Origin of the sequence: Roseovarius sp. ZX-A-9 (assembly GCF_028369135.1) — a bacterium.
GTDB lineage: Bacteria > Pseudomonadota > Alphaproteobacteria > Rhodobacterales > Rhodobacteraceae > Roseovarius.
Genome location: NZ_JAPWHW010000006.1, coordinates 131,714 through 154,153 on the forward strand (window position 1 = coordinate 131,714; position 22,440 = coordinate 154,153).

General features: G+C 65.1%; 18 protein-coding genes. 10 read left to right on the forward strand and 8 right to left on the reverse strand.

Annotated features, from left to right (window positions below):
- Positions 1 to 124 precede the first annotated feature (124 nt).
- The 7 genes from O3306_RS07890 to O3306_RS07920 all read right to left on the reverse strand — a co-directional run bounded on the left by O3306_RS07890 (position 125) and on the right by O3306_RS07920 (position 9,773).
- Entirely contained in the window at positions 125 to 919 is a 795-nt protein-coding gene (locus tag O3306_RS07890) for an FAD binding domain-containing protein (RefSeq protein ID WP_272005385.1), read from the reverse strand.
- 14 nt (positions 920 to 933) lie between these two features.
- Entirely contained in the window at positions 934 to 3,294 is a 2,361-nt protein-coding gene (locus tag O3306_RS07895; protein WP_272005387.1) for a xanthine dehydrogenase family protein molybdopterin-binding subunit, read from the reverse strand.
- A gap of 22 nt (positions 3,295 to 3,316) precedes the next feature.
- The gene (locus O3306_RS07900; protein ID WP_272005388.1) at positions 3,317 to 3,787 is read right to left on the reverse strand and encodes a (2Fe-2S)-binding protein; all 471 of its coding nucleotides are present in this window, start codon (positions 3,785 to 3,787) and stop codon (positions 3,317 to 3,319) included.
- Between the two features lie 59 nt (positions 3,788 to 3,846).
- Positions 3,847 to 4,344, reverse strand: coding sequence for a CoxG family protein (locus O3306_RS07905; RefSeq protein ID WP_334312344.1), 498 nt, complete (start codon positions 4,342 to 4,344; stop codon positions 3,847 to 3,849).
- Positions 4,345 to 4,442: 98 nt separating this feature from the next.
- On the reverse strand, positions 4,443 to 7,799 hold the full coding sequence (locus tag O3306_RS07910) for an error-prone DNA polymerase (RefSeq protein ID WP_272005391.1): 3,357 nt from the start codon (positions 7,797 to 7,799) through the stop codon (positions 4,443 to 4,445).
- Positions 7,796 to 9,277 carry a Y-family DNA polymerase gene (locus O3306_RS07915; RefSeq protein ID WP_442969986.1) on the reverse strand — a complete coding sequence of 494 codons (1,482 nt, stop codon included), beginning with the start codon at positions 9,275 to 9,277 and terminating at the stop codon, positions 7,796 to 7,798. Before O3306_RS07915 ends, O3306_RS07910 begins: the two co-directional genes overlap by 4 nt.
- Positions 9,192 to 9,773 carry an ImuA family protein gene (locus O3306_RS07920; protein WP_272005396.1) on the reverse strand — a complete coding sequence of 194 codons (582 nt, stop codon included), beginning with the start codon at positions 9,771 to 9,773 and terminating at the stop codon, positions 9,192 to 9,194. Before O3306_RS07920 ends, O3306_RS07915 begins: the two co-directional genes overlap by 86 nt.
- A 364-nt stretch (positions 9,774 to 10,137) precedes the next feature.
- Here O3306_RS07920 and O3306_RS07925 point away from each other — a divergent pair, with 364 nt between their 5' ends.
- Entirely contained in the window at positions 10,138 to 10,941 is an 804-nt protein-coding gene (locus O3306_RS07925; RefSeq protein WP_272005399.1) for a carnitinyl-CoA dehydratase, read from the forward strand.
- Positions 10,938 to 11,879, forward strand: coding sequence for a 3-hydroxyacyl-CoA dehydrogenase NAD-binding domain-containing protein (locus O3306_RS07930; protein WP_272005402.1), 942 nt, complete (start codon positions 10,938 to 10,940; stop codon positions 11,877 to 11,879). The genes O3306_RS07925 and O3306_RS07930 overlap by 4 nt, the downstream gene beginning before the upstream one ends.
- Before the next feature lie 107 nt (positions 11,880 to 11,986).
- On the opposite strand, the gene O3306_RS07935 is transcribed toward O3306_RS07930, so the two are convergent.
- On the reverse strand, positions 11,987 to 13,045 hold the full coding sequence (locus tag O3306_RS07935; RefSeq protein WP_272005405.1) for a GlxA family transcriptional regulator: 1,059 nt from the start codon (positions 13,043 to 13,045) through the stop codon (positions 11,987 to 11,989).
- A gap of 126 nt (positions 13,046 to 13,171) precedes the next feature.
- Here O3306_RS07935 and O3306_RS07940 point away from each other — a divergent pair, with 126 nt between their 5' ends.
- The 8 genes from O3306_RS07940 to O3306_RS07975 all read left to right on the forward strand — a co-directional run bounded on the left by O3306_RS07940 (position 13,172) and on the right by O3306_RS07975 (position 22,437).
- Complete coding sequence (locus O3306_RS07940; RefSeq protein WP_272005408.1) at positions 13,172 to 14,062, forward strand: 3-keto-5-aminohexanoate cleavage protein; 891 nt, start codon at positions 13,172 to 13,174, stop codon at positions 14,060 to 14,062.
- A complete protein-coding gene (locus O3306_RS07945; protein ID WP_272005411.1) occupies positions 14,059 to 15,072 on the forward strand; it encodes an ABC transporter ATP-binding protein in 1,014 nt (337 codons plus the stop codon). The genes O3306_RS07940 and O3306_RS07945 overlap by 4 nt, the downstream gene beginning before the upstream one ends.
- A 79-nt stretch (positions 15,073 to 15,151) precedes the next feature.
- Positions 15,152 to 16,261 (forward strand): extracellular solute-binding protein, encoded by a 1,110-nt coding sequence (locus O3306_RS07950; protein ID WP_272005414.1) that lies wholly within the window; start codon positions 15,152 to 15,154, stop codon positions 16,259 to 16,261.
- A 103-nt stretch (positions 16,262 to 16,364) separates the two neighbouring features.
- Positions 16,365 to 17,216, forward strand: coding sequence for an ABC transporter permease (locus tag O3306_RS07955; RefSeq protein ID WP_272005417.1), 852 nt, complete (start codon positions 16,365 to 16,367; stop codon positions 17,214 to 17,216).
- Positions 17,213 to 18,016 (forward strand): ABC transporter permease, encoded by an 804-nt coding sequence (locus tag O3306_RS07960; protein ID WP_272005420.1) that lies wholly within the window; start codon positions 17,213 to 17,215, stop codon positions 18,014 to 18,016. Before O3306_RS07955 ends, O3306_RS07960 begins: the two co-directional genes overlap by 4 nt.
- Positions 18,017 to 18,020: 4 nt before the next feature.
- Positions 18,021 to 19,181: an acyl-CoA dehydrogenase family protein gene (locus O3306_RS07965; RefSeq protein ID WP_272005423.1), complete on the forward strand. Its 1,161-nt coding sequence runs from the start codon at positions 18,021 to 18,023 to the stop codon at positions 19,179 to 19,181.
- Between the two features lie 5 nt (positions 19,182 to 19,186).
- Complete coding sequence (locus O3306_RS07970; RefSeq protein WP_272005426.1) at positions 19,187 to 21,295, forward strand: acetate--CoA ligase family protein; 2,109 nt, start codon at positions 19,187 to 19,189, stop codon at positions 21,293 to 21,295.
- Complete coding sequence (locus tag O3306_RS07975; protein WP_272005430.1) at positions 21,292 to 22,437, forward strand: serine hydrolase domain-containing protein; 1,146 nt, start codon at positions 21,292 to 21,294, stop codon at positions 22,435 to 22,437. The genes O3306_RS07970 and O3306_RS07975 overlap by 4 nt, the downstream gene beginning before the upstream one ends.
- Positions 22,438 to 22,440 lie beyond the last annotated feature (3 nt).

Genomic DNA, 22,440 nt, shown 5'->3' on the forward strand with positions numbered 1-22,440 from the left:
TTACGACTGGGGCAATCTACCACAAAACGTTGCGCCCCATGCAAGGGACAAGACTCCCTTGCATGGGGCACGCATTGTGGCTGGCAGGAACCACCGGAGCAATCGGCCCCGATGGCCCGGCTTTCTATGCCGCCGCGACGGCGCGTTTTGCCATGACCTTGATCAGATGCGCACGGTAATCAGCGGATCCGTGTATGTCCGAAATCAGACCGTCTTCAGAGACATCGACACTGTCCAGCGCCCCTGCCGACCAGTCAGACGCCAGCGCCGCCTCCAGCCCGGCGTGCCGGAACACGCCATCGTCCCCTGCGCCGGTCACGGCGACACGCACACCATGCGGGCCGTCAGCGACAAAGACACCGACCAGCGCAAAGAGCGATGCGGGCTGGGCGAACTTGGCATAGGCCGCTTTGGCTGGCGCATCAACGCGGACCGAGGTGATGATTTCGCCCTCTTCCAGCGCGGTAGCGAACATGCCCTGGAAATAGTCATCGGCGCTGATCTGCCGCGTGTTGGTCACGATGGTGGCCCCCAGCGCCAACATGGCCGAAGGGTAACACGCCGCCGGATCGTTGTTGGCCAGTGACCCGCCGATCGTGCCCATGTTGCGCACCGCCGGATCGCCGATGTTGCCAGCGAGTGCTGCAAGGCCCGGACAATGCTTGCGCACAACGGCGCTGCCCGCCACTTCGGCGTGGGTGGTTGCCGCACCGATGACCAGTGTGTCACCGTCAATGCAGGCTCCCACCATGCCGTCGATACCGCGGATGTCCACCAGATCGCTGGGCGAGGCGAGGTGTTGTTTCATCGTCGCCAGCAATGTCTGCCCACCGGCCAGAACCATCGCCTCTTCGCCCGCCGCGAGGGCGGCAACAGCGTCGTCGATGGTATTCGGTTTGTGATATTTTACGGGATACATCTTCTGTCTCCTCCTTACTCTGCCGCGATGGGTTTGGACGCGGCTTGCAGCGCGCGCCAGACGGCCAGTGGTGTGGCCGGCATCGCCAGATCATTGGTGCCGATCGCATCGGTGATCGCGTTGATCACTGCGGGCGGCGCACCGATGGCCCCCGCCTCACCGCACCCTTTCACACCCAGCGGGTTGTTGGGGCTGGGCGTCTCGTGATGCTGAACGCTGAAGAACGGCACGTCGGCCGCGCGCGGCATGGTGTAATCCATGTAGGATCCGGTCAGAAGCTGACCATCCTCGTCATAGATCACCTGTTCGAGCAGCGCCTGCCCGATGCCTTGCGTGACACCGCCATGCACCTGCCCTTCGACGATCATCGGGTTGATGATGGTGCCGAAATCGTCAGCCGAGGTGAAATTGACGACCTCTGTATGTCCGGTCTCGGGATCAACCTCGACTTCGCAGATGAACGCCCCCGAGGGGAACGAGAAGTTGACCGGGTCAAAGAACGCGGTTTCCTTCAGGCCCGGCTCCATCCCGTCCGGCAGGTTGTGGGCGATATAGGCCGCCAGCCCGACTTCGTGCCAGGCCATCGCCTTGTCGGTGCCCGCGACCTTCACCTGGCCACCCTCGATGACGATATCGTCCTCGCTGGCCTCCAGCGTATGGGCCGCGATCTTGCGCACCTTGGCCTCGACCTTGTCCATCGCCTTGACCACGGCCGACATGCCGACAGGCGCAGAGCGGGAACCGTAGGTGCCCATGCCGAACTGCACCTTGTCGGTGTCGCCGTGCACGATCTGCACGTTCTCGACGGGGATATCGAACCTGTCGGCAACGATCTGCGCAAAGGTGGTCTCGTGCCCCTGCCCGTGGCTGTGGCTACCGGTCAGGATCTCGACGGTGCCCACCGGGTTCACCCGCACTTCGGCGGATTCCCACAGGCCAACGCCCGCCCCGAGCGAGCCCGCCGCCTTGGAGGGCGCCAGCCCGCAGGCCTCGATGAAGGTCGAATAGCCCAGACCGCGCAGCTTGCCGCGCGATGCCGCTTCGGCCTTGCGTGCGGGGAAGCCCGCAACATCGGCCGCCTTTTGCGCCTTATCAAGGATGGTGTGGAAATCACCCGCATCGTATTGCATCAATACCGGTGTCTGGTGCGGGAATTCGGTGATGAAGTTACGCCGCCGCAACTCTGCCGGGTCCATCCCCATCTCGCGCGCGGCGGTCTCCATCATCCGTTCGACCAGATAGGTGGCCTCGGGCCGCCCGGCCCCGCGATAGGCATCAACGGGAACGGTGTTGGTGTAATAGGCCTTCACGTTGCAGTAGATGTTCTCCATCTGGTACTGCCCGGACATCAGCGGCGCATAGAGATAGGTCGGCACCGAACTGGAAAAGAGCGACATGTAGGCGCCAAGATTGGCAATCGTGTCGATCTTGAAGCCGGTGATCTTGCCGTCGCTGTCGAACCCCATCTTGGCAGTCGTGACGTGATCGCGCGCATGCGCATCGGTCATGAACGCCTCGCCCCGATCCGATGTCCACTTGATCGAGCGATTGGTTTTCATCGAGGCCCAGAGGCAGGTGATCTCTTCGGGATAGATATAGATCTTGGCCCCGAAGCCGCCGCCCACGTCGGGCGCGATCACCCGCAGCTTGTGTTCCGGCGCGACGTTGTAGAAGGCCGACAGCACCAGACGCGCCACATGCGGGTTCTGGCTTGTGGTGTAGAGCGTGTAATGCTCTTCGGCGTCGTCATATGTGGCAATGGCCGAGCGCGGCTCCATCGGGTTTGGCGACAAGCGGTTCTGCGTCACGTCGAGCGTGGTGACATGCGCGGCCTCTGCCAGCCCCTTGTCCGTTGCGGCCTCGTCGCCCAGCTCCCAGTCGTAGATCAGGTTGCCCGGCGCGTTGTCGTGGATCTGCGGCGCGCCCTCGGCGCCGGCCTTGGCCACATGCGCGACCACGGGCAGTTCTTCGTAATCGACCTCTACCGCTTCGGCGGCGATGCGGGCTTGCGATTGCGTTTCTGCAATGACGACGGCCACGGCGTCGCCCACATAGCGCACTTTTTCAGTGGCGAGCGCCGACCAGGCGCCCATGTTCATCGGGCTGCCATCCTTCGAGGTAATGGCCCAGCCGCAGATGATGTTGCCGATCCCGTCTGCGGTCAGCTGATGGCCGTCCAGAACGTCGATGACTCCCGGCATCTCGCGTGCTGCCGACGCGTCGATCCCCTTGACCCTTGCATGCGCGTGCGAACTGCGGACGAAGGCCGCGTAGGCCTGGTTGTCCATGCGGTGATCATCTGTATAGCGGCCCTTGCCGGTGATGAATCGCTTGTCTTCCTTGCGTTTGACGCTTTTGCCAATTCCAGAACTCATGTCATTTCCTCCCTTGCGTCATTCACATCTTTGCCGCGGCGTCTTCGATAGACTTCACGATGTTGTGGTAGCCGGTGCAGCGACAGATATTGCCTTCCAGCTCGTGGCGGATCGCCTCTGATGTCAGCTCGCGGCCCTCGGCCTTGTACCGGTTCACCATGTCGACCCCGGCCATGATCATGCCCGGCGTGCAGAACCCGCATTGCAGCCCGTGGTTGTCGTGGAATGCCACCTGCATCGGGTGCAGTTCGCCATTGGCCAGCCCCTCGATGGTCGTCACTTCCGCGCCTTCCAGCGACACGGCAAGCGCCGTGCAGGCCTTGACCATCTTGCCGTTCACATGCACCGCGCAGGCGCCGCATTGGCTGGTGTCACAGCCGATATGGGTGCCGGTCAGGCGCAGATGCTCGCGCAGGAATTCCGACAGCAGGGTTTCGTCCGGCACCTCCCTCGCGACCGTCTTGCCGTTCACTTTCATCTTTACGTTTGTCATCTGGGTCCTCCCTGGATTGGCGAGCGTGCTTCGCACGCGTGTATCATAGCCCCTGCAGCTTATGCTTCTGGCGGGGTCACGTTGGTCAAATGGTCATGAAAATTGTCAAAGAATTTCGCTGCGAGTTTCTTGGCCGTCGACGCAACCAGCCGGCTGCCAAGCTGCGCCAGCTTGCCGCCCACGGTGGCGCGAACGTCATAGGTCAGGATGGTCTCGTCGCCGTCCTCGGCCAGGTGCACATCCGCCGCCCCCTTGGCAAAGCCCGCAACGCCGCCCTTGCCCTCGCCCTGAATGGTGTAGCTTTCTGGCGCGTTGATGTTCACCAGCTCGACAGCGCCGGTAAAGGTTGCCTTCACCGGGCCGATCTTCTGAACAACCTTGGCCTCCATCGTGGTGGGCGAGGTTTTCTCCAGCTCCTGACAGCCCGGAATGCAGGCCTTGAGGACCTCGGGATCGTTCAGTGCCGCCCAGACTTCGGCCCGTGGTGCCGCGATTCGGTGTTCGCCGGTCATGTCCATGCGATTGTCCTCCCCTTCGTGTCCTTCGGTTTCGATCATAGGCGGGCGCGGCCTCATGGCAAGAGCGTTGCGCTGCGACGCGCGGATATCCCGCAAATTTTCGCAGGAGGGCCGTCCGGCAGGGTTTCCTCCCCGGCTCAGTGGAAATCCCGACTGGGAAACAACCGCTTGGCCTGATCGCGCGGATGCATCGCGCGGGCGGGCTGGCGCGCCGGGCGGGGCGCATCATCCGCGGCAGGCGCGGTCACGCCCACGGCCTCATCCATCGGGTGTCCAAGCTGGGCAAGGCAATGCGAGACATCCTCGACCTTTTGCGCAATCAGGTGCACGACGATCCCCTCGCGCTGCAGATAGCCCGTTATGCGCAAGAGCCGCCCGCCCATCACCGCGCGGCGGTTGGCCTCGTACATCTTGGGCCAGACCACCACGTTGCACACGCCGGTTTCGTCCTCCAGCGTCAGGAAAATCACGCCCGACGCGGTGCCGGGCCGCTGCCGGGTGATCACCAGCCCGCAGACGCAAGTACGGGCCAGCGGGGCCTCGGCCAGCTCCGCATGCGGCGTGAGACCGGGCAGCGCGGGGCGCAGCAGCTCCATCGGGTGCGCGCGCAGCGTAAGGCGCATCGCCACGTAATCCTCCACCACCTCTTCGCCCAGATGCATCGGCGGCAGCACCACGTCCGGCTCCTTGATCCCCTCGCCTTCGATCTGGTCATTGAACAGCGGCAAGGGCTGCTGGCCGCGGATCGCCTTGACCTGCCAGAGCGCATCGCGGCGGCTGAGCCCCATGCCGGTGAACGCATCCGCTTCTGCCAGCCGTTCCAGCGTGGCGGGGCCCACGCCCGCGCGCAGCCACAGCGCCTCGGGGTCGGGATAGCCATTGCCGCGCGCCGCAACGATCCAGCCCGCATCCTCTTCGCGCAGCCCCTTGATCTGCCGGAACCCCAGCCGCAACGCCAAGGCACCATCCGCGCGCCGCTCCAGCGTGTTGTCCCAGTCGCTGGCATTGACGCAGATGGGCCGCACCTCGATCTGGTGTTCGCGCGCGTCGCGCACGATCTGCGCGGGCGCATAGAACCCCATCGGCTGTGAATTCAGCAACCCGCAGGCAAAGATCGCCGGGTGATGCCGCTTCAGCCAGGCCGAGACATAAACCAAGAGCGCAAAGGCCGCCGCGTGGCTTTCGGGAAAGCCGTATTCACCGAACCCCTCGATCTGGCCAAAGCACCGCTCGGCAAACTCCGCTTCATAGCCGCGCTCCAGCATGCCATTGACGAAGCGGTCGCGGAACGTGCTGATCGTGCCCATCTTGCGAAAGGTGGCAAGGCTGCGGCGCAGGCGGTCGGCCTCTTCGGGGGTGAACCCGGCGGCGACCACGGCGATCTGCATCGCCTGCTCCTGAAACAGCGGCACGCCCAGCGTCTTGCCCAACACCTCGCGCAGCGCGTCAGAGGGAAACTCGACACTCTCGCGCCCTTGGCGGCGGTTGATATAGGGATGCACCATGCCGCCCTGAATGGGGCCGGGCCGGACGATGGCCACCTCGATCACCAGATCGTAGAATTCACGCGGGCGCATGCGGGGCAGGAAATTCATCTGTGCCCGGCTCTCTACCTGAAAGACGCCCACCGCATCGGCCACGCAGAGCATATCGTAGGTGGCTGTATCTGCCTGCGGGACGCTGGCAATGCTCAGATCGATGCGTTCGTGCAGGGCCAGCAGGTCAAAGCATTTGCGGATGCAGGTCAGCATGCCCAGCCCGAGGATATCGACCTTGAGGATGCCCAGCGTGTCGATGTCGTCCTTGTCCCACTCGATCACGGTGCGGTCCTCCATCGCCGCGTTCTCGATCGGGCACAGCTCGTCCAGCCGCCCCTTGGTGATGACAAAGCCGCCGACATGCTGGCTGAGATGGCGAGGAAAGCCGATGAGGTCCTGAATGAGCTTCAGGGTCTGCGCCAGCCTGCGTTCTTCAGGGTCCAGCCCCAGTTCGCGGATGCGGTCCACATCCGCGCCGCCGTTCGACATGCCCCATATCTGGCTGGACAGCCCTGCCGTCACGTCCTGGGAAAGGCCCATCACCTTGCCCACTTCGCGGATCGCCGCGCGGGAGCGGAAATGAATCACCGTGGCACAAAGGCCCGCGCGGTGGCGACCGTAGCGCGCATAGATATGCTGGATCACTTCCTCGCGCCGCTCATGTTCGAAATCCACGTCGATATCCGGCGGCTCACCGCGATATTTGGAGACGAAGCGCTCGAACACCATGGTGATCTGATCGGGGCCTACATCGGTGATCCCCAGCGCGTAGCACAGGATCGAATTGGCCGCCGATCCGCGCCCCTGACACAGGATGCCGATGCTGCGTGCATATTGCACGATGTCGTGCACGGTCAGGAAATAGGCAGCAAAGCCGAGGTCCTCGACCAGCGCCAGTTCCTTGTCCACCATGGCGCGGTATTTATCGGGGATGCCCTCGGGGTAGCGCCGCTTGATCCCCTCTTCTGTCAAACGGATCAGCCGCGCCTGTGGCGGTTCATCGCCCGAAACCTCATCGGGATACTCGTAACTCAATTCGCTGAGGCAAAAACTGCACCGCGCCGCGATCTCGACCGTGCGGCGCAGGGCGGCGGGATGATCCCGAAAGACGCGGGCCATGTCGCCCGCCCCTTTCAGCCGCCGTTCGGCATTGGGCAGCGCGCGGGTGCCGATATCGTCGATGACGATATGTTCGCGCATACAGGTCAGCACATCGGCCAGTTGCCGTCTGTGCGCGCGGTGCATCAGCACATCGCCCACCGCCACCATCGGCGCTGCCGTCCTGTGCGCCAACTGCGCACAGCGGCGCAAGTAAGCCTGATCCGATCCGTCATAGCGTGGCGCCGCCCCCAGAAAGACATGGGCCGGATAGCGGCGCAGCACGGCGCGGATATGCTCGGCCACGTCATGCTCGTCCGGCTCGCCCTGTGGCAAGGCGATCAGGATCATGCCCCGCGCGCCCTCCAGCAGGTCCTTGAGTGTCAGCAGACAGCCCCCCTTCTCCGCCCGCCGCTTGCCCAGAGTCAGAAGGCGCGAGAGCCGCTGATAGGCGGCGCGGGTCTGCGGCAGGGCGATCCAGTGCACCGGGCAATCCTCCAGCACCAGACGGCAGCCCACGATCAGACGCGGCAGACGGGGACCAGAGGGCCGGGTCATGGTGCGTTCCGCGGCAATGCGCTGGCGTGAGCTGGCGTCGATCTGCCTGTGCGAGCGGATATGCACCTCGTCGGCCTCGCGCCGCAGCTCTTTCAGCGCTGCATAGGCACGCACCACCCCAGCCAGCGAATTGCGGTCGGTGATGGCGATCGCCTCCAGCCCCAGTTCTGCGGCGCGGGTCATCAGCTCCTCGGGGTGCGAGGCTCCGGTGAGGAAGGTGAAATTGCTGGTCACGCAGAGCTCGGCATAGCCGGGTGCGGCGATGTCGGCGGGGGTGGTGGTTTGCAGCGGATCTTTCATGCGAATTCCCCCTGCACGAACCAGCCGGGATCTTGTGGTGTATGGAACAGCCACAGCCGCCGCCCCTGCGCGGTGTCCACCTTCCAATAGTCGCGCAGACCCCGCCGCCAGCCGTCATCCTCCAGCCACCATTCCGGCGCGATCCGCTCTGGCCCGGTGGCGCGCTGCGTAGTCAGCGCCATGCGCCGCCAGCGGAAATGCCGCGGCGGGCGCGCGCCCGTGGCCCCGATGGGTTCAGGCGCGAACAGTTGCACCGGGCGCGGGCGCAGCGCCACCCACGGGCCTTGCGCCCGCGACCAGGCGGCCGGTGCGATGAGAAAGCTGCGCTCGGGGATATGGCTGTCGGCGGGCAGGAAGCGCTGGATATTCTCCAGCCCGATCCGGGTGCCGAGACGGGTGATGAGATCCTCCAGCGCGCCATCCTCGGGGCCGCGCATATGGGCAATCTGTTCGGTCGGCAATGGCTCGACCTGCGTCGCCTCCAGCCGCAGCAGGTCAATCCCGTAGCCCGCATCGACCTGCCCGACCCCGCGCTCGAAGAACGGCAGGATACGCGCCACATCGCGCAAGGGGCGCGCGAGGCGCAGTTCAACCTGTTGGCTTTCCTGATCGACCCGGCGCAGCGTCAGGCACAGCACCCGCGCGCCCATCTCGTTTTCCTTGAGCCGCGCGCAGAGCCGTTCCAGCAGGCGTTTGGCCCCCGCCATCACATCGGCGCTGAGGCCGATGGGATCGGGCAGCGTCATGCGCACCCCGTAATGCGGCGGCTCGGCCAGGGGCGAGACCTGCTCGCCGCGCGCGCCCAGCGCCTGATCGAGCCGCATCAGCACGCCCGGCCCAAGGCGGCGACTGACCGTGCCGCGCGGCAGCGCCATCAGATCGCCGATGCTGCGCACCCCCAGGCGTTGCAGCGCCAGCGCCGCCTTGGCTTCGATGCGCAGCGCCTCGACCGGCAGCGGCTTCAGCGTCTCGGACGCGGCCCCCGGTGGCGCGATCCCTTCGGCGTAATGCGCCAGCGCCCAGGCGGCGCCGCGCGTGTCCGCAACCCCGATGCGCACCGCCAGCCCCGCGCGCGTCAGCCGCTGGCGCATGTCGGCGATCATCGCGCTTTCCTGCCCGCCCCACAGATGCACCGTACCGCTGACATCCAGCACCAGCCCGTCACGCCCGTCCAGGCCGACCCACGGACAATATCGCCCGGCCCAGCGCGCCAGCGCGTGCAGGAAACGGGTGTCGCGCGACAGCTCTGCCGGACGGCTCTGCAAATCGGGACAGAAGGCGCGCGCATCCGAGGCGGGCATGCCGGGCGTCAACCCCTGCCGCAGCCCCGCCGGGTTCAAACAATAAAGACGCTCGGTATTGCCCTGCCGCAGGGTCAGCGCAAAAGGGCCATCAACCGGCTGCGCCCGCAACACCCGGTCGCTCGCCAGCCTCGGAAACCACAATGACACGATGCGTCTCGGCATCCCAGCGGACATCCCATGCTGCTAATGTTCCTGATTTGTTCTTGGTAATCTCCCACCGCATCAGAGTCGAGTCCGCCGCGTCGAAAACCGGCGCAGTGTACCAGCGGGTTTCGGCCGCATTGCTGCCCACCCCCTCGGGCATCAGGCACAGGCCCGTGCTGCGCCCGGTCTCGGCGGCCAGTTGCAACCGCCGCCCCGGTGTCAGCCCCAGCGGCTGGGTCAGTTCCATCACCACCAGCGTCACCGCCCCTGCGCGCAGCGCCTCTTCGGCGACGGCCAGCGTCTCGGCCTCGTCGCGGGTTCTGGCAATCAGCAGGCGCTGCGGATCAAGGTATTCCGCCGCCCCCACCGGGTTCAGTTGCCGCCCCTGCCAGCCCTGCATCACCCAGAGCACAACCCCGCCCAGCCGCCCGGCCAGCGCCAGCGCAAAGCCGATGGCCCCCGGTCCTTGAACCTCGTGGGTGCGGCCCCGGCGCGGCGGAAACTGGTCTGTCAGTCTGGCTGTCATGCGCCCTCCGGGTTCGGCAGATCATCGCGGCGATTTTCGCATCATTGCCCGGCAGAGGGCAAGAGGCGGCGGGTTGTCCATGGGGCTATATCCGCGCACCGCCCGCAACGTGTCGAGGAAACGGGAGGGTGCCAGCATGAGCGAAAAACATGAATCACGGGTTTTCGTGACGTGCGCCCAACATGCGCAGGCCCGACCGAACGGCTCCGTGGCGTGGCGGCAGGCCGTACAGCCGCCGGAATGCGGAAAAACCGCGCAATTATCGTCAACAGATGTCGAAAAATCGTATGCGCCCCCGCCCTTTCGCGGGAAGATGGCACACGTCCCCCGGCCCGACGGGCACGGCCAACAAGGAGAATACCCCATGTCAGACGGAGTGAAGGTCGTGCGTGACGGCCATGTGCTGGAGATCACGCTGGACCGCCCAAAGGTGAACGCCATCGACGTCCCCACAAGTCAGGCGCTGGCGGCGGCGTTCCAGCAACTGCACGAGGACAAGGACCTGCGCTGCGCGATCCTGACCGGGGGCGGTGACAAGATTTTCTCGGCGGGCTGGGACCTCAAGGCGTTGAACGCGGGCGAGATGCAGCTCGATAACTGGTGGGAGACCGACGATTACGGGTTCGGCGGCTTTACCGGGCTGACGGAAAACTGGGCGCTCAACAAACCGGTGATCGCGGCCATCAACGGGCTGGCCATCGGCGGCGGCTTCGAAATGGCGCTGGGGTGTGACCTGCTGATCGCGGCTGATCACGTGGAGTTCGGCCTGCCGGAAATGCCGCTGGGGATCGTGCCGGATGCCGGCGCCCTGCAACGCCTGCCGCGCCGCATTCCGCACAATATCGCGATGGAGATGTTCCTGCTGGGCCGCCGGATGAGCGCCGAAGAGGCAGCGCATTACGGCCTTGTAAACAAGGTGGTTCCGCGTGCGCAACTGATGGATGCGGCGCGCGAATGGGCGGCCTCTATTGCCTGGTCGGCGCCGCTGGCGATGCAGAGCGTCAAAGAGGTGGAGCGTGAGATCGAATGCGTGCCCCTGCAGGAGGCCTTTGCCAGGATGCGCGGCGGCGGTTTGCCGACCTATCGCAAGATGCTGAAATCCGCCGATGCCGCCGAAGGGGTGGCCGCCTTTGTCGAGAAGCGCGAACCGAAGTTCCGGGGGGAATGATGGGCTATCGCGATCCACAGAGCGTGCGCCGTGTCACCAGCATCGGGGCGGGCCCGATCGGCGGTGGCTGGGCGGCACATTTCCTGGCGCGCGGCTATGACGTATGCGCATACATCCATACCGAGGCGGAGCGCGCCGCATTGCTGCAGGTGATTGAGACCGCGTGGACCAGCCTGACCGCGCTGGGGCTGGCAGAGGGCGCATCTCTGGACCGGCTGAGCATCACAACGGACCTGAAAGAAGCCGTTCAGGACGCTGATTTCATTCAGGAAAGCGCGCCTGAGAGATTGGACATCAAGCAGGCGCTCTATGCTGAACTGGGCCGCATCCTGCCCCCTGATGTGGTCATCTGTTCGTCCACCTCGGGCATGACCATGACCGAGATTCAGGCCGATTGCCCAACGCCAGAGCGCACGGTGATCGGGCATCCGTTCAACCCGCCCTACCTGCTGCCGCTGGTCGAGATCGTCGGCGGCAAGCGGACCGACCCCGCCGCCGTGGCCTGGGCTGCGGCGTTCTACGAGGTGGCGGGCAAGGCGCCACTGGTGATGAAAAAGGAAATACCCGGTTTCGTCGCCACGCGGCTGCAAGAGGCGCTGTGGCGCGAGGCGCTGCACATGGTTGCCAATGGCGAAGCGACACCGCAAGACATTGATACTGCATTGATAAATGGCCCTGCCCCGCGCATGGCCGTGCAAGGGCAATGCATGGCGTTTCACGTCGCCTGCGGTGAGGGCGGCATGGCCACCAACCTTGACCAGTTCGGCCCGGCGCTGAAATGGCCCTGGACCCGGCTGGAGGCACCGGAACTGACGCGGGAGTTGCGCGACCGGATGGTGGACGGCTGCAATGCCATCGCCGGGGATCGCCATTTCACCGAGATGGCCGCCGAGCGGGACGCCAAGATCGTGGCGGTGCTGAAGGCGCTGCGGGACTGAGCGCGCGAATGGGCGTCAAGGCATTGATTAACGGTCACAAAACGCGTTCGGCATTGCGTCGGCAACACATCGGTATTGCGTCGGTATCAATGCGCAGAATTGCCCGGTTAACGCCGCGCACGCGCCGCGCCATGCGGGCGCAGGGTTTCGAGGTAGCGCGCAAGCGTGCCGGGCCATGCGGGCATGTCGTTTTGTTCGGGCCAGCCCTGCCGGTAGTCGCTGGGTCGGCTGCCAAAGCAGTTGCGGAACGCATAGGCGAAATGTGACAGCGAGTTGAAGCCCGAGGCGGCGGCGACCTCGCGCACACCCAGATCGGTCGAGATCAGCAGGACGCGCGCATGTTGCAGCCGCATGAGCCTGCCGAACTGGACCGCGCTGCAACCCATCGAGCGATTGAACTGCCGCTCCAACTGGCGCTGCGACAGACCCACCCGCTGCGCGATCTGCGGCACGCTGAGCGGCTCGTCCATATGGGCGTCCATCAGCTTGATCGCGGCGCGCACCGGGGGTGGCAAACCCTCCAGCCCCCGACCCAATGGGCGGCGTTGCGGATCGGTCCCCTCCCGGACCGTGTGATGCATGAGGTTGTCGGAAATCTCGGTGATCAGCGCATCGCCGTGGTCGCGCTTTATCAGTTCCAGCATCAGGTCGATCCCGCCGGTCGATCCGGCGCAGGTCATGATGCGCCCGTCGATGGTAAAGAGCTGTTCGGCCCCCTCCACCTCTGGGTAGTTCTCTAAAAGCCCCGCGAGATAGGACCAGTGCGCCGTCGCCTTGCGCCCCGACAGCAGCCCCGCGCGGGCAAAAATATAGGGCGCCATCTCGACCGCGCAGAGCCGCGCGCCCGCCCGTTCCTGACGCCGCAGCCATGATTCCAGACGCGGATTATCGTGATGTTCGGCCCCCCAACTGCCGACAACCAGCACCAGATCGTCGCGCGCCAATTTATCCGGCAGGTCGGTGCAGGCGACGGGCATGCCATTGCTTGCGGTGACCGTCGCCCCGCCGACCGAGCAATGCTCGACCGTGTAGAGCGGATGGCGCGACAGGTAGTTCGCGATGCGCGCGGGCTCCAGCAGGCTGATGAGGCTCATCATGTTGAATCGCGGCACAAGGACACAGACGATTCGCCCGCTCTGCTGCGTCTGTTTGATCTCGGTAAGCATGCTTCATTCTCGGAACAGCTGCGGGGGAGGAGATGTGAATATTCGACATCTATAGCCAAAACTCGTCGTAATTTCTACATTTTCTGCGGCGTCCGGTCGCACACTGGATGCGAAGAGGAGACCCGCATGAAGTTCGAAACCATCGTCACCTGTGCTGTCACGGGCGCCGGGGATACCACCGGCAAAAGCCCGCATGTCCCGGTCACGCCACGACAGATCGCCGATGCCGCCATCGAGGCAGCACAGGCCGGCGCGGCCATCGCCCACCTGCATGTGCGCGATCCCGAGACCGGCCAGGGCTCGCGCGATGTGGCGCTGTTCAAGGAGGCGGTCGATCTGGTCCGTGCCAGCGACACCGACGTGGTGATCAACCTGACTGCCGGGATGGGCGGCGACTGGGCGCCCAGCCCCGACGACCCGGCGATGCCCGGCCCCGGCACCGACATGATCGGCCCCGATGAGCGGCTGGCGCATGTGCGTGAATGCATGCCCGAGATCTGTTCGCTGGATTGTGGTACGCTGAACTTCTCGGACACCGACAGCATCTACATCTCGACCCCGCCGACGCTGCGCCGGATGGCCAAACTCGTGCAGGAATGGGGCGTGAAGCCGGAACTGGAAGTGTTCGAGCTGGGCCATATCCGGTTTGCCCGCGCGATGGTCGAGGAGGGATTGATCGACGCGCCGCCGATGTTCCAGCTCTGCCTTGGCATTCCGTGGGGTGCCGATCAGACGGTCGAGACGATGGCGGCGATGAAGGCTCAACTGCCGCCGGGCGCAAGCTGGGCCAGTTTCGGTATCGGCCGGATGCAAATGGCGATGGCGGCGGCGTCGGTGGCGCTGGGCGGCAATGTGCGCGTCGGGCTGGAGGACAACATCTATCTGGAGCGCGGTGTGCTGGCCACGAATGGCCAGTTGGTGACTCGCGCGGTCGAGATCATCGAGCGCATGGGCGGTCGCGTCCTTTCACCACAGGAAGCACGTAACAGACTGAACCTGCGAGGGGCAGACAAATGAGAGAAGCCGCGTCAGATGCCAAATCAGGAGGGCTGACGCTCAGCGGGCTGACCAAACACTTTGGCAGCTTTACCGCAGTGGACAACGTCGATCTGGACATCCAGCGCGGCGAGTTCCTGACGCTGCTTGGCCCGTCGGGATCGGGCAAGACCACGCTCTTGATGATGATCGCGGGGTTTCTGGACATCACGGCGGGCGATATCCTGCTGGACGGCAGGTCGATCCGCGATGTCCCGGCGGAGCGGCGCAATTTCGGCATGGTGTTCCAGGGCTATGCGCTCTTTCCGCATATGACCGTGCGCGACAATATCGGCTATGCGCTGGACGTGCGCAAACGCCCCCGCGCCGAGATCGCAGCGCGGGTGGACGAGATGCTCGACCTGGTGCAGCTGACGGAATTCGGCCATCGCAAGCCCGGCCAGTTGTCGGGCGGGCAGCAACAGCGCGTGGCGCTGGCGCGCGCGCTGGCCTTTGCGCCGCCGGTGCTGCTGCTGGACGAGCCGCTGGGCGCGCTGGACAAGAAGCTGCGCATCGAGGTGCAGGACCAATTGAAGGATATTCACCAGCGCGTCGGCACCACCTTTGTCTATGTCACACACGATCAGGAAGAGGCACTTTCGATGTCCGACCGGATCGTGATCATGCAACAGGGCCGGATCGAGCAACTGGGCACGCCCAACGAGCTTTACGAGCATCCGCGCACGCGATTTGCTGCCGGGTTCCTTGGCAAGAGCAACTTTCTGACGATGCCGGACGGCACCTATGCGCTGCGCCCCGAGAAGATCGACATCGCGCCCGGCGGGCAGATGAACGGGACAGCACGGCTGACCGGCACGATCCGGGGCATCACCTATTTCGGCGCGGTGCAGAAACTCATGGTCGCGGTCGAGGGCCGCGACGATATCGAGGTGGACGTGGACAGCTGGCGCAATCCGCACGCGCTGCGCGAGGGCCAGCCGGTCGATCTGGGCTGGAGCGATACGGCCGCCGTCAGGCTGGAAGATACCTGAAGAAATGACCCGGGCGGGCAAAATGCGCGCCCCACGATAAGGGCAGAAAACGGCCCATAACCAACAAGGAGAGACCGACATGCAAGACAAGCAATTCATGAAGGAGACGCTGATCGAGAGCGCCCATGCCTACAAGGCCGGCCGAATGGACCGTCGCAGCTTTCTGGCGCTGTGCGGCATGGCCGGGGTCGCGACCGCGTCCGTCATCGCAGGCGACGCCAAGGCGGCCGCCGATCACGTGGTGATGTGGAACTGGGGCGGCCAGTCGGTGGAATGCCACGGATCGGCCATCGGTGATGCCTTTACCAAAGCGACCGGGCTGGGCGTCAAGTATGATACCTCCGGCCCGCTGGAAGGCAAGCTGCGCGAGATGGTCGACAGCGGCAACGTGACGGCGGATGTGGCTGACGGGGACCTCTTCAACGCGGTCTCGCTTGGCCCCACAGGGCATCTGGAGCCGATCGACTACAGCATCGTCAGCAAGGAAAAGACGCTGCCGAATTACGCGCTGGAATACGGGGTGTCGATCATCCTTTACGGCTATGCCTTCGTCTATGACACCGAAGTTTACGGGGACAATCCGCCGAAGGACTGGAAGGATTTCTTTGACACTGCCGGCTTCCCTGGCACCCGCGCGCTCTACAAATGGGCCAACGGGTCACTTGAGGCTGCACTGATGGCCGACGGGGTGCCGGGCGATGCGCTCTATCCGCTGGACATGGAGCGGGCGCTGAACAAGGTCAAATCCATCAAGGATGACAGCATCTACTGGGGCTCGGGGTCGGAAGTGCATTCGATGTGCGTCAATGGCGAAGCGTCCATGGCGATCATCTGGCAGAACCGGGGCCGCAACATCGAGACGGACACCGAAGGCCGCTACAAGCTGGTGAACAATCAGGCGATGGCCATGCCCGGTGCCTATATCGTGCCCAAGGGCAACCCGGCGGGCCGCGATGCGGTTATGAAATTCATCGCCACGGCGCAGGAAGTACCGGCCCAGCTGGCGCTGCTGGATTGCCTGGGGATGACACCGTCGAACCCGGCGGCCTTTGGCGAAATCCCCGAAGACCAGCAGCCCTATGCGATCACGTCGGCGATGAATATCGACAAGATCGTCTACAACGATCCGGTCTGGTGGGGCGAGAATGGCAGCGAGGCGGTCAACGCCTTCCTCGACGCGATCAGCTGATCCGATCCTCTCTGGCGGGCGGCCCCTTTCTCCCTGGGTTGCCCGCTCACTGACCGAAGGCCATGCCGGCCTTCGGCGCTTTCCTCAATTATCGGTCGATGACATGCGGGTACTTGGCAGACATATCAGCCCTGGCTGGCTTCTGGTGGCACCATTGCTGCTGGTGGTGCTGGCGTTTTATGCCGGGCCACTGGCCAATATCCTGTGGCTCAGCGTGACCGATCCCGAACCGGGGATTGGCAACTATCAGAAACTCTATCAGACCGACGCGCTGGGGCGTATCCTGTGGACCACGTTCCGCATCTGCCTGATCACCACGTTTTTCAGCGTCGCGCTGGGATATTCGGTGGCCTACGCGATGGTTCATGCCCACGCGCGCAACCAGCATGTCATGCTGACCTTCCTGCTGGTCAGCTTCTGGATTTCGGTGCTGGTGCGCACCTTTGCGTGGCTGATGCTGCTGGGGCGCAACGGGCTGGTGAACGAGTCGATGGAGGCCATTGGCCTGATTTCCGAACCGGTCCGCTTCATGCGCAACGAGCTGGGCGTGCTGATCGGCATGGTGCATTACATGGTGCCCTACGCGGTGCTGCCACTCTTGGCGAACATGCAGACGCTGGACACCCGCGTGATGGCCGCGTCGCGCAATCTGGGGGCCACCGGCACGCAGACATTCTGGCGGATCTATCTGCCGCTGACCGCGCCGGGGCTGATTGCCGCGTCGTTGCTGGTCTTTATTCTCAGCCTCGGTTTCTACGTGACGCCCGCGATCCTGGGCGGCGGCAAGGTGTTGATGGTGGCCGAATATATCTCGGTGCAGCTGCTGGTCACGCTCAACTGGGGCACGGCGGCGATGCTGGGCACTTTGATGCTGTTCTCGGTGCTCGCACTCTTGTGGCTCATGTCGCGCTTCATGCAGTTGAGCGCGGCCTTTGGCGGCGGGGCGACACGATGAAACCGGGGCTTTTTGCACGACTGAACCGGGTAGGCGCGTGGATGGCGCTGCTGTTCCTGGTGCTGCCTGCGCTGATCGCGATCCCGGTGTCACTGACGCCCAAGCGGTTCTTGTCGATGCCCAAGGGCGACTATTCATGGCGGCATTTCGAGTTTCTGTTTTCCAGCCCCGAATGGCTGTCGAGCTTTGCCCAGAGCGGCATCATCGCGGTCAGCACTGCCGTACTGGCCACCGCGCTGGGCACGCTGGCGGCGATCGGCCTGTGGCGTGTCACATCGAAATACAGCGAAATGGTGCGCGCCTTCCTGCTGTTGCCGCTGATCATCCCGCAGATCATTTCGGCGATGGCGTTCTACCGGCTGCTGATCCCGCTGGGCCTGCTGGACACATATGCGGGCCTCATTCTGGCGCACACGGTTCTGGCGGCGCCGCTGGTGCTGATCACCGTCAGCGCGAGCCTGGCCAATTTCGACCCCAAGCTGGAACAGGCCAGCCGTAATCTGGGCGCACCGGCCTGGACCACCATGCGGCGGGTGATCCTGCCGTCGATCCGGCCCGGCGTGTTCGCGGGGGCGCTGTTTGCGTTCATCCTCAGCTGGGACGAGATCGTGGTCACGCTCTTCATCTCGAAATTCAACGTCTACACCCTGCCCCGCCGGATGTGGAACGGCATCCGCGAAAACACCGACCCGACTGTGGCGGCAGCGGCCGTGGTGTTGATTGCCGTGACACTGGGCGCGTTTGCCGTGTCGGCCATCGTGTCGCGCCAGCGTGCGCAAACTGCTTTGAAAGAGGACTAAGCCGATGAATATTCTGGTCAGCCACGAGAACGAACTGCTGCTGAACACCGTGCGCGCCTTCATGGACGCCGAGATGTATCCGCATGAGCAGATGGTCGACAAGACCGGCGAGGTCCCCGAGGACCTGGGCCGCCAGATCGCGGCGCGCGCGCAGGAGCTGGGCCTGTATGCCTGCAACCTGCCCGAGGAAGTGGGCGGCGGCGGGCTGGGCCTGAGCGCGATGCATCTGATCGAGCGCGAATATGGCAAGACCAGCCATGCGTTGCACAGCTGGGCCGCGCGCCCGACCGAGTTGTTGCTGGCCTGCGAGGGCGATCAGCGCGAGCAATACCTGCTGCCCGCGGTGCGTGGCGAAAAGCGCGAGCTTTTCGGGCTGACCGAGCCGGAGGCCGGATCGGACGTGATGGGGATGAAGACCAACGCCCGGCGCGACGGTGACGACTGGATTCTGAACGGGACGAAACATTTCATCTCTGGCCCCTGCATGCCGGATTTCGCCATCGTCTTTGCCGCCACGGGCGTGGATGAGGGGCCGCGCGGCAGCCGCAAGCGGGTGACGGCGTTCCTCGTCGATATCGGCACACCCGGGTTCGAATGTCGCGAGGGCAATCGCTGTGTCAGCTACCGGGGCTACCGCAATTACCAGCTTACATTCGACGATGTGCGGCTAGGCCCCGGCCAGGTGCTGGGCCAGGAGGGGCACGGGCTGGAACTGGCGGGGCAATGGCTGGGCATGGGACGTATCTGGGTCGGCGCGTGCTGTTGCGGCAAGGCCGAGCGCATCTTGGGGCTGGCAACCGACTGGGCCGCGAGCCGCCGCCAGTTCGGCCAGCCCATCGGGCGGTTTCAGGCCACCGGTTTCCGGCTGGCGGATGGGGCGATGGGGTTGCGGGCGGCCGATCTGATGGTTGCCGATGCGGTGGCGCGCGCCGAGCGCGGCGCGATGGAGGATGCCGATGCGGCGATGGTCAAGGTCTACTGTTCGGAGATGCTGAACCGGATCGCCGATGACACGGTGCAGATTTACGGCGGCATGGGCCTGATGGAGGAATTGCCCATCGAGCGGCTGTGGCGCGACAGCCGGCTGGAACGGATCTGGGACGGCACGTCGGAGATCCAGCGCCATATCATCACCCGCTCGATCCTGCGCCCGCTGGGGGCCTGAGCGGCATGACGGCTGTAATGACGCAGGCCAAGCGCCAGAATTTCGAGCGGCTGCTGAACCCGCGTCACATCGCCTTTGTCGGCGGGGCGGATGCGGCGGTGGGCATCGGCGAGGCGCGGCGTGCCGGTTACGGCGGGCAGATGTGGGTGGTGAACCCGCGCCGTGCGCAGATCGCGGGGCTGCCCTGCCTGCCGGACATCGCCGCCCTGCCCGAACCGCCCGATGCGGTGTTCCTGGCCATCCCGGCCGCGCTGGTGCCGGGGGCCGTAGCGGAACTGGCGGCGATGGGTGCGGGCGGGATCGTCTGCTATTCTGCCGGATTTGCCGAGGCACATGCGGAGGGCCGCGCGCTGGAGGAGGCGCTGAAGGCGGCGCTGGGGGACATGGTGTTGATCGGACCCAACTGTTACGGGCTGATCAACTACATCGGCAAGTCGGCACTCTGGCCCTTTGCCCATGGCGGCACCTGCCCCGGCTACGGCGCGGCGATCATTACCCAATCGGGCATGTTTTCGTCCGACATCACCATGAGCCAGCGGTCCCTGCCACTGGCCTATATGGCATCGGCTGGCAATCAGACCGATCTGGGCATCGCCGAATTCATCGACCTGCTGTGCGAGCGGCCCGAAGTGCGCGCCATCGGGGTGCATATCGAGGGGTTGCGCGACATCCCCGCCTTCGAGCGCGCGGCGTTGAAAGCAGCCCGCGCGGGCACGCCCATCGTGGCGCTGAAAACCGGCAGTTCCGCCATCGGAGAGCGCCTGACGCTGAGCCACACGGGCTCGCTTGCGGGGTCGAACGCGCTCTATCTTGCGCTGTTCGAGCGCGCGGGCGTGATCAGTGTCACCAACCCGTCGCAATTTCTGGAAACGCTGAAATTCCTGTGCATCGCGGGCGCGCCCGAAGGCCGGGAGGTGCTGGGCTTTACCTGTTCGGGGGGCGGGGCGACGATGCTGGCGGATCACGGCGAGAGGATCGGCTTGCAGTTCGCGGCGCCGGACGCCGCGGCACTGGCCGCGCTGACGCCGCTCTTGCCGCCCATCGCCACGGTTTCGAACCCGCTGGATTACACCACGCCGATCTGGGGACAGCCCGAACATACAGCCCCCGTGTTCGAGGCCGCCGCCGCGCATATCCCGGCGCAGGCGGCGGTGCTGGTGCAGGACTATCCCGCCGCCGGTCTGGACGAGAGCCGGCAGCTTTACCTCAATGACGGGCTGGCCTTTGCCGAGGCCGCACGGCAGGCGGGCCTGCCCGCCGCGATCTGTGCGACGATCCCCGAGAATATCGGGCGCGAGGTGCGCGACCTTTACGTGGCGCGCGGTGTCGCCCCGATGCAGGGGGTGCACGAGACTCTGAACGCGATCCGCGGTGCCGCATGGTGGCGGGCGCGCCAGCGCGAGATCCTGAGCGCCGCGCCCGCGCCGCTGATCCCCGGCCGGCCCAATGCGGCCCCCCGTCTGCTGAACGAGGCGGAGGGCAAGGCGCGGCTGGCCGCCGCCGGGATCGCCATCCCGCGCGGGCGGGCCTGTAGCGGGGCGCAACTGGCCGAGGCGGCCGCCGATATCGGGTATCCCGTCGTGCTCAAGATGATGGGACCGGCGCTGGCGCATAAATCCGATGCCGGGGCCGTGACGTTGAACATCGCGGATGAAGGAGCGCTGATGCAGGCGGCCAACGCCATGCGCCACGCCGTCACGCAATTCGCGGCAGACGCCGTCACCGACACGTTTCTGGTCGAGCGGATGGCCACCCCGCCGCTGGCGGAACTGGTGGTCGGCATCCGCCGCGATCCGCAATTCGGGCTGGCGATGACGCTGGGCAGCGGCGGCATATTGGTGGAACTGATCGGCGATACGGTGTCGTTGCTGCTGCCTGCCCGCTCGGCCGAGATCGACGCGGCGCTGGACGGGTTGAAGGTGGCGCGGCTGTTGGACGGGTTTCGCGGCAAGTCTGCGGTGGACCGGCAGGCACTGGTGGCCGCACTCACCGGGCTGGCGGACTATGCGATGGCCCATGCCGCCGAGATCGCCGAGATCGAGATCAACCCATTGTTCGTCTACGAGCGCGAGGTTCTGGCGGTAGATGTCCTGATGCAGGTGGATCCGGCATGAGCGCCGGGCGCATCCCCAATCCCGACCTCGCGGTGGGTGCGGGCAACAAGCAACGCTGGAACCAGCCGGAATATCGCCGCCATGGTTTTCACAACGCGCATCGGCTGTTTCGCCGCGCCTATATGGTGCGGGCGCGGCGGCAACTGGTGCTGGAGCCTGCTGAAAACACCGCCCTCGCCGCGCTGCCGCAGGTGGCGACGCTGACAGCGCGGAAAGAGTTTTCGGCGCTGGTCTGTGCGCGTGGCAACCAGATCGTGCTGGCGCGCCATGCCGACGATTTCGCCCCCGACCAGCCGCATTCGATGCAATCGGTCAGCAAGCTGATGATGCATCTGATTGCGGGCAGGATGATCGGCGAGGGGTTGCTGGACCCTGCCCGCCCGGTGGAGGCCTATATCCCGGATATCGGCGCGGGCTATCGCGGCGCGCGGGTGCAGGACGTGCTGGACATGAACGTGATCAACGATTTTTCCGAGGATTACGCCGACCCCAACGCCAGTTGTTATACCGAGGAAATTGCGCTGGGCTGGCGGCTGCCGCCCGATGGCGCACCCGAGACGGAGATGGGGGCCTTCGTGCGCTCGATTGGCGGGGCGGACCTAAACAACAGGGCGTCTGTGATCAACTATTGCTCGGCCAACACCGATCTTTTGACGCTGATCTGCGACGGGCTGCGGCCCGGCGGGCTGAATGCGCAGATCGACGCCATTGCAGAGGCGGCAGGGATCGCCGATGCGCTCCATATCAGCCTCAGCCCCGAAGGGCTGCCGGCCTTCTCTGGCGGTGCCTGCATGACGGCCAGAGATCTGGCGCGCTTTGGCCTGCTGTTGGCGCGGATCGCCGGGCCCGCCCCCTGCCCCGGCTGGAATCAGCCATTTATCCAAGCCGTGCCGGGCCGCGATGCCAAGACGCTGGCGCCGCCGCGCGACCATGTGCGCTATGCCGACCAGATGATGACCAACGGGCGCTGGATCGGGCATGCGGGCTATGGCGGGCAGTTCCTGATGGTGGATACGGTCACGGGCCTGTCTTGCGCGTATTTCAGCGTGTTGGAGAACGCGGCCGGCTATTGCGAAGATTACATGGCCGAAACCGTTGACTGTCTGGAAGCGGTGTTGACGCGCTTCGCGCTGCAGGGCTAGACG